The 15,767-nt window shown below is 67.8% G+C and carries 15 protein-coding genes and 1 pseudogene; 10 read left to right on the top strand and 6 right to left on the bottom strand.

From position 1 onward, the window contains the following. Positions 1 to 52: 52 nt before the first annotated feature. From OVA13_RS05110 to asnS, 5 genes are all read right to left on the bottom strand, one after another. Positions 53 to 841, bottom strand: coding sequence for an SDR family oxidoreductase (locus OVA13_RS05110; protein ID WP_267792717.1), 789 nt, complete (start codon positions 839 to 841; stop codon positions 53 to 55). A gap of 103 nt (positions 842 to 944) precedes the next feature. After that, on the bottom strand, positions 945 to 1,589 hold the full coding sequence (locus OVA13_RS05105) for an FMN-binding negative transcriptional regulator (protein WP_267792716.1): 645 nt from the start codon (positions 1,587 to 1,589) through the stop codon (positions 945 to 947). Between the two features lie 10 nt (positions 1,590 to 1,599). Then, positions 1,600 to 1,908, bottom strand: coding sequence for a hypothetical protein (locus tag OVA13_RS05100; protein WP_267792715.1), 309 nt, complete (start codon positions 1,906 to 1,908; stop codon positions 1,600 to 1,602). Continuing rightward, positions 1,905 to 2,213 (bottom strand): hypothetical protein, encoded by a 309-nt coding sequence (locus OVA13_RS05095; RefSeq protein ID WP_267792714.1) that lies wholly within the window; start codon positions 2,211 to 2,213, stop codon positions 1,905 to 1,907. Before OVA13_RS05095 ends, OVA13_RS05100 begins: the two co-directional genes overlap by 4 nt. A 3-nt stretch (positions 2,214 to 2,216) precedes the next feature. Further along, a complete protein-coding gene (gene asnS / locus OVA13_RS05090; RefSeq protein ID WP_267792713.1) occupies positions 2,217 to 3,617 on the bottom strand; it encodes an asparagine--tRNA ligase in 1,401 nt (466 codons plus the stop codon). A 118-nt stretch (positions 3,618 to 3,735) separates the two neighbouring features. On the opposite strand from asnS, the gene OVA13_RS05085 reads away from it, so the two are divergent. The 5 genes from OVA13_RS05085 to OVA13_RS05065 all read left to right on the top strand — a co-directional run bounded on the left by OVA13_RS05085 (position 3,736) and on the right by OVA13_RS05065 (position 7,140). Next, on the top strand, positions 3,736 to 4,074 hold the full coding sequence (locus tag OVA13_RS05085) for a HesB/IscA family protein (RefSeq protein ID WP_267792712.1): 339 nt from the start codon (positions 3,736 to 3,738) through the stop codon (positions 4,072 to 4,074). Positions 4,075 to 4,293: 219 nt separating this feature from the next. Beyond that, positions 4,294 to 4,719, top strand: coding sequence for a 30S ribosomal protein S6 (rpsF, locus tag OVA13_RS05080; protein ID WP_267792711.1), 426 nt, complete (start codon positions 4,294 to 4,296; stop codon positions 4,717 to 4,719). Positions 4,720 to 4,730: 11 nt separating this feature from the next. Then, complete coding sequence (gene rpsR, locus OVA13_RS05075) at positions 4,731 to 4,961, top strand: 30S ribosomal protein S18 (RefSeq protein WP_267792710.1); 231 nt, start codon at positions 4,731 to 4,733, stop codon at positions 4,959 to 4,961. A 100-nt stretch (positions 4,962 to 5,061) separates the two neighbouring features. Then, a complete protein-coding gene (rplI, locus tag OVA13_RS05070; RefSeq protein WP_267792709.1) occupies positions 5,062 to 5,511 on the top strand; it encodes a 50S ribosomal protein L9 in 450 nt (149 codons plus the stop codon). A 231-nt stretch (positions 5,512 to 5,742) separates the two neighbouring features. Then, positions 5,743 to 7,140 (top strand): replicative DNA helicase, encoded by a 1,398-nt coding sequence (locus tag OVA13_RS05065; protein WP_267792708.1) that lies wholly within the window; start codon positions 5,743 to 5,745, stop codon positions 7,138 to 7,140. A gap of 3 nt (positions 7,141 to 7,143) precedes the next feature. Here OVA13_RS05065 and OVA13_RS05060 read toward each other — a convergent pair whose 3' ends face one another. Then, the gene (locus tag OVA13_RS05060) at positions 7,144 to 7,518 is read right to left on the bottom strand and encodes a hypothetical protein (RefSeq protein ID WP_267792707.1); all 375 of its coding nucleotides are present in this window, start codon (positions 7,516 to 7,518) and stop codon (positions 7,144 to 7,146) included. Positions 7,519 to 7,955: 437 nt separating this feature from the next. Between OVA13_RS05060 and alr the strand changes: the two genes are divergently transcribed. From alr to OVA13_RS05035, 5 genes and pseudogenes are all read left to right on the top strand, one after another. Further along, on the top strand, positions 7,956 to 9,128 hold the full coding sequence (gene alr / locus OVA13_RS05055; RefSeq protein WP_267792706.1) for an alanine racemase: 1,173 nt from the start codon (positions 7,956 to 7,958) through the stop codon (positions 9,126 to 9,128). Positions 9,129 to 9,158: 30 nt separating this feature from the next. After that, the gene (locus OVA13_RS05050; protein ID WP_267792705.1) at positions 9,159 to 10,580 is read left to right on the top strand and encodes a cryptochrome/photolyase family protein; all 1,422 of its coding nucleotides are present in this window, start codon (positions 9,159 to 9,161) and stop codon (positions 10,578 to 10,580) included. Positions 10,581 to 10,655: 75 nt separating this feature from the next. Further along, complete coding sequence (locus OVA13_RS05045) at positions 10,656 to 12,125, top strand: WS/DGAT/MGAT family O-acyltransferase (RefSeq protein WP_267792704.1); 1,470 nt, start codon at positions 10,656 to 10,658, stop codon at positions 12,123 to 12,125. A gap of 195 nt (positions 12,126 to 12,320) precedes the next feature. Further along, a pseudogene (locus tag OVA13_RS05040) lies at positions 12,321 to 12,893 on the top strand (OmpA family protein); the annotation flags it as partial. Between the two features lie 159 nt (positions 12,894 to 13,052). Continuing rightward, entirely contained in the window at positions 13,053 to 15,428 is a 2,376-nt protein-coding gene (locus OVA13_RS05035; RefSeq protein WP_267792702.1) for a Tex family protein, read from the top strand. Positions 15,429 to 15,767: the final 339 nt, after the last annotated feature.

Genomic DNA, 15,767 nt, shown 5'->3' with positions numbered 1-15,767 from the left:
ACTAGCTTACCCGCATTGGCAAGCCCCCCTCGCGGTAGCGCATGGCGACCGCTCAGATCGACTGCATGCGGCCACCATCCACCGCCAGGCTGACCCCATTGATGTAGCTGGCGGCGGGCGAGGCGAGGAAGGCGATGGCGGCGGCGACTTCGCCGGCCTCGGCGAACCGGCCTGCAGGCACGGTCGACAGCATCGCGGTGGCGACGGCGGCCTCATCCTTGCCTGTCTGCTGCACCCGGTCGCGCAGGATCTGTTCCAGTCGCTGCGTGCGCGTATAGCCGGGAAGCACGTTGTTGACGGTGATGCCGGCGCCACCCAGTTCGCGCGACAGCGTCTTCGCCCAGCTGGCCACCGCGCCACGGATGGTATTGGACACGCCGAGGTTGGCGATGGGTTCCTTCACCGACGTGGAGATGACGTTGACGATGCGCCCCCAGCCGGCGGCCTGCATGCCCGGGACCACGGCCTGTGCAAGCAGCTGGTTGGCCAGCAGGTGGTGATGGAAGGCGGACAGGTAGGCGTCCGCAGCCGCGTCGATGGCGCGTCCACCGGCAGGGCCGCCGGTGTTGTTGACCAGGATGTCCACCGGCTGCGCGGCCACCAGGCCCTGGATCGTTTCGCGCAGCTGGTCGTGCCGCGAAACGTCCGCCGCGCGGAAGCCGTGCCGCTGGCCGTCAGCCACCACCGGCAACGCAGCGGCCACGCCGGACAGCACATCGACACGGCGCGCCAGCACGGTGACATCGGCGCCCAGCAGGGCCAGTTCGTGCGCCGCGGCGCGCCCGATGCCTTCTGAAGCGCCACAGACCAGTGCGTGGCGGCCGGCAAGATTGAGGTCCATGCATCGTTCCCGGAAAGACAGGGCGTCGAGTGTAGCCCTGTGGGAGCGACGTAAGTCGCGATGCTTTCCCGGCAAACCCGAAGGGCCGAAATCCCGCCGCGACTTAAGTCGCTCCCACGCCGTCCTTGCGGCGCTCCAGACGCTCGCGCATCAGGCTGGCCACCGCCAGGTTGTCCTCACCGCCGAGCTGCTGCAGGGCGCCCGCGGCAGAGGCCACGTTGGCCGCCGGGTGGTTCTGGCTGAGCTTGAACTTCAGTTCGATGCGGTCGGGGACGAAGCGGAAGCCGACGATGCCCCGCAGCTGGCGCACGTGGTCATCGCGGTCGTGTTCGAACCGCCAGTCGTTGCCGACGGACGCTTCGTTCACGCGGCTCAGCCGATCCACGATACCCGCCAGGGCGCCGGTCTCTTCGGTGATCTCCAGCGTGCCGTGCAGGTGCGCCACCGCGTAGTTCCACGTGGGCACGCGCGCGGCTTCCTCCTTGTCCGGATACCAGCCGGGCGACAGGTACGCATGCGGGCCATGCACGATCACCAGCGCGCTGCCGGCATGCCGGGCCTGCGGGTTGGGCCGGGCCCAGTGGCCTTCGATCAGTACCTGGTCGCCTTCCCGCGCATACAGCACGGGCAGGTGGCTGACGAAAGGCAGTCCGTCGGCGACGGTGACCAGCGTGACGAACGCGTCGCGCGCGATCAGCCGGTCCAGTTCGGCCAGGTCGGTTTCGACGAACGCGCGTGGCGTGTACAAGGCGCGGGGCTCAGGCGCGCGCGCCCAGCGACTGCACCATCATCGCCCGCAGCATGTCATCGCTGTCGGCGTGGGGCGGCGACACGTCCTGAAGGGAAAACCCGCGCGCGAGCGCATCCTCTTCGTCCAGGCCGTCCCACGCGACGAATTCGGCGTCGAACAGGGCGGCACGCGCCGTGTCTTCGCTGTCGTAGGGCAGGGTATGCCCATCGCTGTCCAGCACTTCGGCCGTGCCCGCTTCAAGGGTGCGCAGGCGCGCCCAGATCAGGGTGCGGCCCAGTGAAGCCAGGTACCAATGTTCGCTCACGTGCTCGCTCATCCCAACGCCTCGGCCCACAGCCACAACATCCCGGCCATGCCCAGCCCGAGGAAGATCACGTACAGCGAGATCCGCGCCGGCGTCGCCAGGCCCGACAGCGAGCTGTCGGAGATCCGACGATAGCCACCGCCCAGCAGCCAGCGCAGCGCCGCCGGCTTGAGGAAGGCGCCGCCTTCGCCCCATTGCGCACCCAGTGCGGCATGGCGGTCACGGATGTGCACCAGCGTCAGCGGCCAGAAGATCACGAATGCGCAGAACCCGGCGATGGCGATGCCGATGAAGCAAAGGGCGAAGAACAACAGCATCGATCAGAACTCCGCGTTGCCCGGTGCGCGCGGGTAGGGGATCGCGTCGCGGATGTTGCCCAGCCCGCAGACGTACACCACCAGGCGCTCGAAGCCCAGGCCGAAGCCCGCATGCGGGACGGTGCCGTAGCGGCGGAAGTCGCGGTACCAGCCGTAGTGCGCGGGATCCAGGCCGAACTGCGCCATGCGCGCGTCCAGGATGTCCAGGCGCTCCTCGCGCTGGCTGCCGCCGATGATCTCGCCGATGCCGGGGGCCAGCACGTCCATCGCGGCGACGGTCTTGCCGTCGTCGTTCAGGCGCATGTAGAAGGCCTTGATGTGCTCGGGATAGTTGGTCACCACCACCGGGCGGCCGACGTGCTGCTCGGTCAGCCAGCGCTCGTGCTCGGTCTGCAGGTCCAGGCCCCATTCCACCGGGAACTCGAACTTGTGGCCCGACTTCTGCAGCAGGCCGATGGCATCGGTGTAGTCGATGCGCTCGAACGGCGCGTTGACGAAGGCTTCCAGGCGGGTGATCGCGTCGGGCTGCACGCGCTCGGCGATGAAGGCCAGGTCGTCGCCGCGCTCATCCAGCACGGCGCGGAACATGTACTTCAGGAAGTCCTCGGCCAGCTGCGCGTTCGCGGCCAGGTCGTTGAAGGCGACCTCCGGCTCGATCATCCAGAACTCGGCCAGGTGGCGCGTGGTGTTGCTGTTCTCGGCCCGGAACGTCGGCCCGAAGGTGTAGACCTTGCTCAGCGCCAGTGCATAGGCCTCGGCATTGAGCTGGCCGGACACGGTCAGGAAGGTTTCCTTGCCGAAGAAATCGCGCGAGAAATCCACCGCGCCATCCTTGCCGCGGGGCAGGTTGGCCAGGTCCAGCGTGGACACGCGGAACATCTGCCCCGCGCCCTCCGCATCGGAGGTGGTCACGATGGGCGTGCTGATCCAGTAGAAGCCGTTCTGGTGGAAGAAGCGGTGCGCGGCCTGGGCCAGGCAGTTGCGGATGCGGGTGACCGCACCGAACAGGTTGGTGCGCGGGCGCAGGTGGGCCACTTCCCGCAGGAACTCCAGCGAATGGGCCTTGGGCTGGATCGGATAGGTCTCCGGGTCTTCCACCCAGCCGACCACTTCCACCGCACTGGCCTGGATCTCGAAGCTCTGGCCCTGGCCCTGCGACGGTACCAGCGTGCCGGTGGCGACCACGGCGCAGCCGGCGGTCAGGTGCTTGATCTCGGTTTCGTAGTTGGACAGCGTGTTGGGCGCGACCACCTGGATGGCGGCGAAGCAGGAACCGTCACTGACGTTCACGAAGGACAGGCCGGCCTTGGAGTCGCGTCGCGTACGCACCCAGCCGCGTACCGTGACCTCGCCGCCAGCCGGGAGCCTGCCCGCCAGCGCATGTTCGACGCTTACCACCGTCATGGCTTGAATCCTTCCGTAATCAGACACATTAATGGAACGCGGAGTTTACAAGAGCCGCGCGGCCCACGCTGCGTGGCCCCGCTATAATTCCAATCCAGTTGTCCCGCAGGAGCACCGCATGGCCATCACCCTCACCCCGGTTGCGCTGGAACGCGTGCAGCGTTTCGTCGAACAGACCCCGGGTGCGCTGGGCCTGCGTTTCGGCGTGACCCGCACCGGCTGCTCGGGCTGGGGCCACGTGGCCGACCTGGCCCGTGACCAGCGCGAGGGCGATACGGTGTTCGACTTCCAGGGCGTGCGCATCTACGTGGATGCCGACAGCCTGGCGCTCGTCGATGGCACCGAGATCGACTTCGCCCGCCAGGGCCTGGGCGAGACGTTCCTGTTCAAGAACCCCAACGCCGCCGCCGAATGCGGCTGCGGCGAGAGCTTCACCACCACGGCCGACGCGGCCTGAGGGGCGGGGAGGGCCGGCGCCGGCCCGGGTTTGCGGCTCGAATTCGTCCCGGCTTGCCCCTAAGTCACTGACCTGACATAATTTCCGGCTCCCGATGGCCTGCTGGCCGCGGGTCCTTGCCCCACCGCACGCCGCCGGTACCCGCGCGGAGTGGTCGGGGGGCTGTCCTGCCCGGTGCGCATTCCGCCTGCCGGGCCCACATCCGAAAGGTAAACAACGATGCGTCACTATGAAGTCGTGTTCCTGGTCCACCCGGACCAGAGCGAGCAGGTGCCGGCCATGATCGAGCGCTACAAGTCGCTGATCGAGGCAGGCAACGGCAAGATCCACCGCCTGGAAGACTGGGGCCGCCGCCAGCTGGCCTACCCGATCCAGAACCTGGTGAAGGCCCACTACGTGCTGCTCAACATCGAAGCCGACCAGGCCGTGCTGAGCGAGCTGGTGGAAAGCTTCCGCTTCAACGATGCGGTGCTGCGCAACCTGGTCATCAAGCGCGATGGCCCGGATACCGAGCAGTCCCTGATCATGAAGAACAAGGACGAGAAGGGCGACAAGCCCGAACGTGGCGAGCGCCGTCGCCGTGATGACGAAGAAGGCGACGCCCCCGAGGCCTCGACCGATTCCGACACCGCCGAAGCCGCCTGAGGAGCACCCCCATGTCCAAGTTCTTCCGCCGCCGCAAGTTCTGCAAGTTCACCGCCGAAGGCGTGAAAGAGATCGACTACAAGGATCTCAACACCCTGCGCCAGTACCTGACCGAGACCGGCAAGATCGTGCCGAGCCGCGTCACCGGCACCAAGTCGCGCTACCAGCGCCAGCTGTCCGCCGCGGTCAAGCGCGCCCGTTTCCTGGCGCTGATCCCGTACACGGACAACCACGACGTGTAATGCGGAGCTCCCCGCGAGGGGAGCCTCCCCACACCCTCAACTGTCATTCGGACAGCCAATCGCTGCAGGCCAGTCCTGCTAACGAATACGGAGCAACACCATGGAACTGATTCTCCTGCAGAAAGTGACCAACCTGGGCATCCTGGGTGACAAGGTCAACGTCAAGCCGGGCTACGGCCGCAACTACCTGGTGCCGCAGGGCAAGGCCGTGCCGGCCACCGCCGCCAACGTCGCCGAGTTCGAAGCCAAGCGCGCCGACTACGAAGCCAAGGCCAAGGCCCTGCATGACGGCGCCGAAGGCCGCGCCGCCAAGCTGGAAGGCGCCAGCGTCACCATCTCGGCCAATGCCGCGACCGAAGGCAAGCTGTTCGGCTCGGTCGGCCCGCGCGACATCGCCGATGCCTTCACCGCTGCCGGCCTGCCGCTGGAAAAGAGCGAAGTCATCATGGGCGAAGGCGCACTGCGCAACATCGGCGAGTACGACATCGTCGTGAAGCTGCATGCCGACGTGCAGACCACCGTCAAGGTGGTCGTGGTCGCCGAAGCCTGATCCCTCACCGGACCAGGCTGCATCCGGACGGGCGCCGCAAGGCGCCCGTTCTGTTTTGTGCGAACGCATGTTCCGACGAAGGGTAGGGTGCGTCTCGGCAGGTGAGATGCCCACCGGTTATCCACAAGGTTATCTGCAACGGTCCTCACCCCCGGCCGACTACCATCGTCTGTCAGCTCCACCCACGCCGCGCCCCTGCCGCGTCCGCTCTACAGGACATCTTCCACGCCCATGCCCGCCCGTTCCGGTTTCCGTTCCGACCCCCACGACGCCCGCATCGAACAACTGCGCGTGCCACCGCACTCCATCGAAGCCGAGCAGGCGGTGCTGGGCGGGCTGATGCTGGCGCCGGAAGCCTACGACCGCATCAACGACCGGCTGACGCAGAATGACTTCTACCGGCGCGACCACCAGCTGATCTACCGCGCCATCACCGAACTGGCCGAGCGCAACCGGCCGTATGACGCAGTGACGCTGGGCGAGTGGTTCGAATCGCAGGGCCACATGGAACTGGTGGCCGGCGGCGCCTACCTGATCGAACTGGCCAGCACCACGCCGTCGGCGGCCAACATCACCGCGTATGCGGAGATCGTGCGCGACAAGGCGGTGATGCGGCAGCTGATCGAAGTCGGCACCGAGATCGTCAACGATGCGTTCCTGCCCGAGGGCAAGGAAAGCGACGAACTGCTGGCCGTGGCGGAACAGAAGGTGTTCGCCATCGCCGAAGCCGGCGCCCGCGGGCGTACCGATTTCGTGGCGATGAATTCCGCGTTGAAGGACGCCTTCGAAGTGCTGCAGTCGCGCTTCGAGAACGGCGGCAACGTCACCGGCCTGCCCACCGGCTATACCGAGTTCGACGAGATGACCGCGGGCCTGCAGCCCACCGACTTGATCATCCTGGCCGCGCGTCCGGCCATGGGCAAGACCACCTTCGCGCTGAACATGGCCGAGTACGCCGCCATCAAGTCGAAGAAGGCCGTCGCGGTGTTCTCGATGGAAATGTCGGCCGCGCAGCTGGCACTGCGCCTGATCTCGTCCAACGGCCGCGTCAACGCCACCCGCCTGCGCACCGGCCAGCTGGAGGACGAGGACTGGAGCCGCGTGACCGGCGCCATCCGCATGCTGAAGGAAACCAAGATCTTCATCGACGACACCCCCGGCCTGTCCCCCGAAGTACTGCGCTCCAAGGCGCGGCGCCTGAAGCGTGAGCACGACCTGGGCCTGATCGTCATCGACTACCTGCAGCTGATGTCGGTGCCGGGCAACAGCGAGAACCGCGCCACGGAAATCTCCGAGATCTCGCGCTCGCTCAAGGGCCTGGCGAAGGAACTCAACGTGCCGGTGATCGCACTGTCCCAGCTCAACCGCTCGCTGGAAACCCGTACCGACAAGCGCCCCGTGATGGCCGACCTTCGCGAATCCGGCGCCATCGAGCAGGACGCCGACATGATCGTCTTCATCTACCGCGACGACTACTACAACAAGGAAACGTCGCCCGACAAAGGCCTGGCGGAGATCATCATCGGCAAGCAGCGCTCCGGCCCGACCGGCTCGTGCAAGCTCAAGTTCTTCGGTGAGTACACCCGCTTCGACAACCTGGCCCACGACTCGGTGGGCAGTTTCGAGTAGGCGCTACTTGCGGATGAAGTAGCTCACGTACACGTCGCCGGTCGCATCGCCCGCCATCGTCGTGCTGGCATCGAAGAAGGACGCGCGGAACCAGGGTTCCTGCATCAAGTGGCTGACCAGGCGCTGGAAGTCAGCCTGCGCCCGCTGCTGAGGGTTCCGCGTGGTCGCCACGGCCGTCAGCATGCACAGACTCTTGCTGCAGCGGGGCCGGCTGATCTCCAGGTGTCCGAACTCGTGCGCGTGACGCTCGATCGTCTGCTGGATCAGCGCCTCCAGCCGCGGTGACCAGTCGGGGTCCGCAGGTTCCGACCTGCCCAGCGTCTCGTAATCCCTCGCGTCGGAGCTCGCGATCCGCAGACCCGCCAGGAATTTCTCCACCCTCCGTTCGCCTTCCGCGGACAGGGGGCGAGCGCTTGGCCGTGCGCTGGCGCGGAGGGCGCCTGGAGGATTAGTCCCGGGTGCCGTGGCCGGCGCAGGGGACGCTTCGGTTGTGCCGGTCGACGTCGCTGCTTCGACCCGGTCCGGTGGGGTGGCGGCCGATGTCGGTGTCGATGCCGTCATCGGGATGCTTGCAAGGGTGGAAGACGCAACGCCGGATCGCGATGCGACGGCTTCAGGCCGCGTGCTTGTCCACCGCCACACGCCGAAGGCGGCGGCGACGAGGCGACAAGGGTGATCACGGTGAATCGCGAGCGAAATGCCATCCGAGCCGATCCCTGGAACCCGCCGCAAGCCTATCGCACCTTCCCGCTGGCCGGCCTGAACGGGAAGCCGAACGCTACAATCCCGGCATGGATACTCCGGTGGATGCCGCCTTGTCAGTCCCACACACGCGTACCGAGGCAAACGACCGCCCCACGCGCATCCGCGTCGACCTCGACGCACTGAGCCACAACCTGCGGGCACTGCAGCGTCATGCCGGTGTGCCGGTGATGGGCATCGTGAAAGCCAATGCCTACGGCCACGGGCTGGTGCCGGTGGCGCTGCACCTGCAGGCGCAGGGCATCGCCCAGCTTGGCGTGGCGTTCGTCGAAGAAGGCATCGCCCTGCGGCGCGCGGGCATCACGGTGCCGATCCTGGTGCTGGGCGGTATCCATGCGCCGCAGGTGACGCAGTTCCTGACCCATGACCTGGAGGTCACGGTCTCCTCGATCGACAAGCTCAAGCAGGTCGAGCACGCGGCGGAATCCATCGGCCGCAAGGCGGTGATCCACCTGAAGCTGGACACCGGCATGGAGCGCATCGGCGTGCACAGCGAGAAGTCCGCCGCCTTCATCGCGGCGGCCGTGGCATCGCCCTGGTGCATCGTGAAGGGCGTCTATTCGCACCTGGCCTGCGCCGATGACCCGGCGTCGCCGATGACGCGCGAGCAACTCCAGCGCTTCCTGGCCGCATGCGAGCATTTCGACCGGCTGGGCGCGCCGATGCCGCTTCGCCACCTGGCCAACTCCGGTGGCGTGCTGCATTTCCCCGAGACCTGCCTGGACATGGTGCGGCCCGGCATCGCGCTCTACGGCGTGCTGCCCGATCCGGCATCGCAGGCCACCGTCGTGCTGCAGCCTGCATTGTCACTGGTCTCCAAGGTGGTGTACTTCAAGGTGGTGCAGGCGGGCCGCACGGTCAGCTACGGCGCCACCTGGACGGCGGCGCAGGACACGCGCGTCATCACGCTGCCCATCGGCTACGGCGATGGCTATCCGCGTTCGCTGTCCTCGCGCGGCGAAGTGCTGGTACGCGGCGGCCGCCATCCGATCATCGGGCGCGTGTGCATGGACCAGTTCATGGTGGACGTGGGGCCGCATGGCACGGCCTACAACGGCGACGAAGTGGTGCTGATCGGTCGCCAGGGCGAGGCGGCCATTCCCTGCGAAGCGGTCGCACAGGCCGCCGGCACCATTCCCTACGAGATCCTCACCGGGCTCAACGAGCGCATCCCGCGCGAATACAGCGGCGGACACGCTGCATCCATCGGCACGCCGGCCGCGTAACGCTTGGGTCCTCGCTTCCCGGGTCCTTCCATGCCGCACGCCCTTGTCTGGTTCCGCCACGATCTGCGCCTGGACGACAACCCCGCGCTCCGTGCCGCGCTCGATGACGGCTTCACGCCGGTACCGGTGTACGTGCACAGCCCCCGGGAAGAGGGCGACTGGGCGCCCGGCGCCGCTTCCAACGCCTGGCTGCATCGCTCGCTGCAGGCGCTCGACAGCGATCTGCGCGGCCGCGGTTCGCGGCTGGTGCTGCGTCACGGACCCACCGCAGCCGCATTGCAGGCGCTGGTGGAGGAGACCGGCGCCGAGGCCGTGTTCTGGAACCGCAAGTACGAACCCGCCACCCAGCCGCGCGATGCCGCCCTGAAGAAGCAGCTGCGCGAAGCCGGCCTGCAGGTGGAAAGCTTCAACGGCGTGCTGCTGTTCGAACCGTGGGACCTGGCCACCCAGCAGGACACGCCGTACAAGGTGTTCACGCCGTTCTGGCGCTCCGCGCTGGCACAGTGGCGCGTGCCCGCGCCCTGGGATGCACCGGGGCAACTGCCTTCCGTCGACGGCGCGCTGGCGAGCGAATCGCTGGATGCGCTGGGCCTGCGCCCGCGGCTGGGCTGGGATGCCGGCTTCTGGGAGGCCTGGCAGCCTGGCGCCGCCGGCGCGCGCGAAGCCCTGGACATCTTCATCGACGGCGCGTTGCGCGGCTACCGCAGCGACCGCGACCGCACCGATCGCGTCGGCACGTCGCGCCTCTCGCCGCACCTGCACTTCGGCGAGATCGCGCCGTGGCGCATCATCGACGAGCTGGAAAAGGTACGTACCGCCGCCAACAGCGCCGACATGGACGGCTACATCCGCGAGCTGGGATGGCGCGAGTTCGGCTATCACCTGCTGCATCACTTCCCGCACACCACCACCCGCAACCTCAATCCGCGCTTCGAGCACTTCGAGTGGGCGAACCCGCAGCCGGCGCTGCTGGATGCCTGGCAGCGCGGGCGCACCGGCGTGCCCATCGTCGATGCCGGCCTGCGCGAGCTGTGGACCACGGGCTACATGCACAACCGCGTGCGCATGATCGTGGCCAGCTACCTGACCAAGCACCTGCGCTTCCACTGGCTGCATGGCGCGCGCTGGTTCTGGGACACGCTGGTGGATGCCGACCTGGCCAGCAACACGCTGGGCTGGCAGTGGACCGCGGGCACGGGCGCGGACGCCGCACCGTACTTCCGCGTGTTCAATCCGGTGACGCAGGCGCAGAAGTTCGACCAGGACGGGCGTTACATCGCGCGCTGGGTGCCGGAACTGGCGGCGCTGCCGGTGCCGCTGCGGTTTGCGCCGTGGCAGCAGCCGGCGGTGCTGGTGCGCGTCGCGCCCGACTACCCGCGCATGCCCATCGTGGACCTGGCCGCCGGCCGCGACGCGGCGCTGGAGGCCTACCGCAAGACCGGCGGCGACTGACCTCGGCTCACGGTCCGCCGCGTTGACGCCCTTCGCAGGCGCGTGCTTCACTCGGCGCAGGAGAGGGAGGGCAGCATGGCAACGAAGAGAGCGCCTGGAAAGCCGCGCCGTGAAGCGATGTCGCGGGTGGATACCGCCTGGTTGCGGATGTGCCGCCCCACCAACCCGATGATGATCACCGGCGTCCTGATGTTCGACGAGCCGATGACGCTGGAAAAGCTCAAGCAGGTCATCCGCAAGCGCTTCCTCGCCTATCCGCGCTTCCTGCAGAAGGCGGTCGACACGCCGGCCGGCGCCTCCTGGGTGACCGATGCCGACTTCGACCTGGACTGGCACGTGCGCCTTTCCGCGCTGCCGGGTCGCCACGATCCGCGCTCGGAGAAGAAGGCGCTTGAACGCTTCACCAGCCAGATGGCTTCCACGCCCTTGGACAAGACCAAGCCGCTGTGGCAGTTCCACCTGGTGGAGAAATACGGCACGGGGTCGGCGCTGGTGGCGCGCATCCACCACAGCTACGCCGACGGCATCGCGCTGGTGCAGGTGCTGCTGTCGCTGACCGACACCACCCGCAAGCCCGAGAAGTCCAGCGAACTGCGCGCCGCCTGGCTGAAGAAGGACGGTGTCGAGGTCGTGCGCCGCGTCGGCGCCATCGACCGCTACATGCAGCTGGGTGGCAAGGTGCTGGGCAAGGGCATGGAGATGTACCGCGACCCCACGCTGGCCACGGTGCTGGCGAAGGAGGGTGGCGAGATCGGTCGCGAACTGATGCACGCGCTGGCACTGTCCGACGATCCCCCGACGATGCTGCGCGGCAGGCTGGGCGTGAGCAAGCGGGTCGCCTGGGCCGAGCCGCTCGACCTGGATGAAGTGAAGGCCGTCGGCCGCGCCTGCGACTGCACGGTCAACGACGTGCTGATGGCTGCCGCCGCGGGCGCGCTGCGCAGCTACATGATCGAGCGTGGCGAACAGCTGGAAGGCGTCACCCTGCGCGCGACGGTGCCGGTCAACCTGCGCCCGCTCGAACACGCCAAGAAGCTGGGCAACCATTTCGGCCTGGTGTTCCTGGACCTGCCGGTGGGCGAGGCCAACCCGGTCCGGCGCCTGGAACGCGTCGCCGAGTGCATGAACAACCTCAAGAATTCCCGCCAGGCCATCGTCGCCTTCGGCCTGCTGGCCGCGCTGGGCATGGCGCCGGCCGCGCTGCAGGGCATCGCGCTGGAGCTTTTCAGCCGCAAGGCCACCGCCGTGGCGACCAATGTGCCCGGACCGCAGCAACCGCTGTACATGGGGGGCTGCCAGGTGCGGGAGATGATGTTCTGGGTGCCGCAGACCGGCTCCATCGGGCTGGGCATCTCCATCATGAGCTACAACAACCGGGTGCATTTCGGCCTGATTGCCGACGCAAAGCTCATTCCCGACCCCGACGCGGTGATCCGCCGCTTCGGTCCCGAGTTCGAAAAACTCCTCTACCTGGCCCTGATGGGCAACTGGGACCACGCACTGGATTCGTCCTCCGCGACGGCGCTGATACCGGACAGCGCCTGAATGAACGGGGCGCAACTCGCAGGTTATGAACATTTCGGTGGTTAGGCTTTAACAAACCCGAACGTATCGGGCTGTGACCACCAAGGAGGATGCATGAAGACGATCTTGAAGACAGGCGCGCTGGCCGCGCTGACCGTGACCCTGCTGGGCGGCTGTGCCAGCTACACCGGCCAGACCTCCGACCCCAATGACCCCAACCGCACGCGCACCGGTGCGCTGATCGGCGCCGGCATCGGCGCGGTGGCGGGCCTGCTGAGCGGTGGCGACGCCACCGAGCGGCGCCAGCGTGCGCTGGTCGGCATCGGTGTCGGCGGCCTCGCCGGCGGCTCCATCGGCGCCTACCAGGACCGGCAGGAAGCCGAACTGCGGCGCCAGACCGCCGGTACCGGCATCGACGTCAGCCGCGATGGCGACGTCATCAAGCTCAACCTGCCCGATGGCGTGACCTTCGATTTCGGCAAGGCCGACCTGAAGTCGCAGTTCTATCCGGCGCTCAACAACGTGGCCTCCACGCTGCGCGAGTACAACCAGACCATCGTGGAAGTCAGTGGCCATACCGACAGCGTCGGCAGCGACGCAGTCAACCAGCGCCTTTCGGAACAGCGCGCCTCGTCGGTAGGCAACTACCTGATCGGCCAGGGCCTGCAGCGCGAGCGCTTCGAGATCGTCGGCATGGGCAAGCGTTACCCGGTCGCCAGCAACGACACCGACGCGGGCCGTGCGCTCAACCGTCGCGTCGAGATCCGCGTGCTGCCGCTGCGCTCGTAAGCCATCACCACGCAACACCCGACGGGCCGCGCAAGCGGCCCGTTTTCTTTGCGGCGGCGGAAGGGGAACCGACGTGGCTGTCAACCCGTTCCCACGCCGGCCGCGGGTTGCCACAATCGACATCCCACCCGGCCTGCCGGGTCTGCCTGACTGGACGCAATGCAAGACCGTAATCCCAAGCTCGCGCTGCACATCGCCACCACCATCGCCGCAGAGATCGGCGCGCAACCCGCCCAGGCCAAGGCCGCCATCGCGCTGCTGGACGAAGGCGCCACGGTTCCCTTCATCGCCCGCTACCGCAAGGAAGTCACCGGCGGGCTGGACGACACCCAGCTGCGCAACCTGGAAGTGCGCCTGACCTACCTGCGCGAACTGGAAGACCGCCGCGCCGCGGTGCTGGCCAGCATCGACGAACAGGGCAAGCTGACCGACGAACTGCGCGCCGACATCGAAGCGGCCGACAGCAAGGCCCGCCTGGAAGACCTCTACCTGCCGTACAAGCCCAAGCGCCGCACGCGCGCGCAGATCGCGCGTGAAGCCGGCCTGGAGCCGCTGGCCGACAGCCTGCTGGCCGATCCCACCCAGGTACCCGAGACGGCGGCCGCCGCCTACATCGACGCCGACAAGGGCGTGGCCGATGCCAAGGCCGCGCTGGAAGGTGCCCGCGCCATCCTGATGGAGCGCTGGGGCGAGAACGCCGCGCTGGTCGGCGAACTGCGCGAATGGATGACCGAAGTCGGTGTCATCCGTGCCCGGGTCGCCGACGGCAAGGAGAACGAAGGCGCGAAGTACCGCGACTACTTCGACCACGCCGAATCGCTGGCGAAGATTCCCTCGCACCGCCTGCTCGCGCTGTTCCGCGCGCGCCGCGAAGAGATCCTGCTGCTCGACCTCGACCCGGGCATGGAGGCCGAGGCCGGCCACCTGCAGGCCGAAGGCCGCGTGGCCGTGCACGCCGGCGTGTCCGCGCAGGGCCGTGCCGCCGACAAGTGGCTGCTGGATGCCTGCCGCCTGACCTGGCGCGCCAAGCTGCACATGCACCTGTTGCTGGACCTGTTCAACCAGGCGCGCGAAAAGGCCGAAGCCGAGGCCATCGCCGTGTTCGGCGACAACCTCAAGGACCTGCTGCTGGCCGCGCCCGCCGGGCCGAAGGCCGTGCTCGGGCTGGACCCTGGCCTGCGCACCGGGGTGAAGGTCGCGGTGGTGGATCGCACCGGCAAGCTGGTCGACCACGCCACCATCTACCCGCATGAGCCCAAGCGCCAGTGGGACCCGTCGCTGCATGTGCTGCGTGCCTTGTGCGCGAAGCACCAGGTGGACCTGATCGCCATCGGCAACGGCACCGCATCGCGCGAAACCGACAAGCTGGCCGGCGAGCTGATCAAGCTCGCGCCCGAGCTGAAGATGGAGAAGATCGTCGTCAGCGAAGCCGGCGCTTCGGTCTACTCCGCTTCCGAGTTCGCATCGAAGGAATTCCCCGACCTCGACGTCAGCATCCGCGGCGCGGTCTCCATCGCGCGCCGCCTGCAGGATCCGCTGGCGGAGCTGGTGAAGATCGAACCCAAGGCGATCGGCGTGGGCCAGTACCAGCACGACGTGGACCAGTTCCGCCTGGCGCGTGCGCTGGATGCGCGCGTGGAGGACTGCGTGAACGCCGTCGGCGTCGACGTCAACACCGCCTCGGCCGCGCTGCTCACGCGCGTGTCCGGCCTGTCGTCCAGCGTGGCCGAGAACATCGTGCGCTTCCGCGACGAACACGGTGCCTTCCGCACGCGCAAGGCGCTGCTGGGCGTGCCGCGGCTGGGCGAGAAGACCTTCGAGCAGTGCGCCGGCTTCCTGCGCATCGCCGACGGCGACGAGCCGCTGGATGCCTCGTCGGTGCACCCGGAAGCTTATCCGGTGGTGGAACGCATCCTGGCCGGCAGCGGCCGGCAGGTGAAGCAGATCGTCGGCGACACCGCCTTCCTGCGCAGCGTGAAGGCCGAGCAGTACACCGACGAGAAGTTCGGCGTGCCGACCATCCGCGACATCCTGAAGGAACTGGAAAAACCCGGCCGCGATCCGCGCCCGGAGTTCAAGGCCGCACGCTTTGCCGATGGCGTGGAGGACCTGAAGGACCTGAAGGTCGGCATGATCCTGGAAGGCGTGGTCAGCAACGTGGCCGCGTTCGGCGCATTCGTCGACATCGGCGTGCACCAGGACGGCCTGATCCACATCTCCGCGCTGGCCGACCGCTACGTGAAGGACCCGCGCGAGGTGGTGAAGGCCGGCGACATCGTCAAGGTGCGCGTGCTGGAGGTGGACATCCCGCGCAAGCGCATCGCGTTGACGCGACGCCTGGACGACACGCCCGCCCCGCAGGCGCCGCGCGAGGAACGCCACGCCACGCCACGCACGCCGCAGGGCCCGCGCCGCGACGGTGGGCGTGACGGTGGGCGCGGGCAGGGCGGCTTCAACAAGCCGAACAAGCCCGCCGCGCCGCCGGCCGACAACGCCCTGGCGGCGGCGTTCGCCCGCGCGAAAGGCAACGGCTGAGCCACCCGTCCACCGCCGGCAGGCAACCGCACGCCGAGGGGAGATGGCGCTCCGAACGCCATTGATGGCTATCGGAGCGCCATCCTTCTCACGTTGAGCCTTGCAGAGGGGGTTCGGAGTGTCATGGGATGGCTTTCCGAATGCCATCGATCGCCATCGGAGCCCCATCACTCTCACATTGAGCCCGGCAGATGGGGTTCGGCGTGCCATGGGATGACATTCGGAATGCCATCGATGGCTTCCGGAAAGCCATCTCTCTCACGTTGAGCCCGGCGGCTGGGAATCGGAGCGCGATGGGATGGCTTTCTGCGAGCCATCGATGGCGATGGGAGTGCCATC

It is taken from the genome of Pseudoxanthomonas sp. SL93, from assembly GCF_026625825.1.
Classification (GTDB): domain Bacteria; phylum Pseudomonadota; class Gammaproteobacteria; order Xanthomonadales; family Xanthomonadaceae; genus Pseudoxanthomonas_A.
This window is presented reverse-complemented; position numbering and strand designations above follow the sequence as displayed.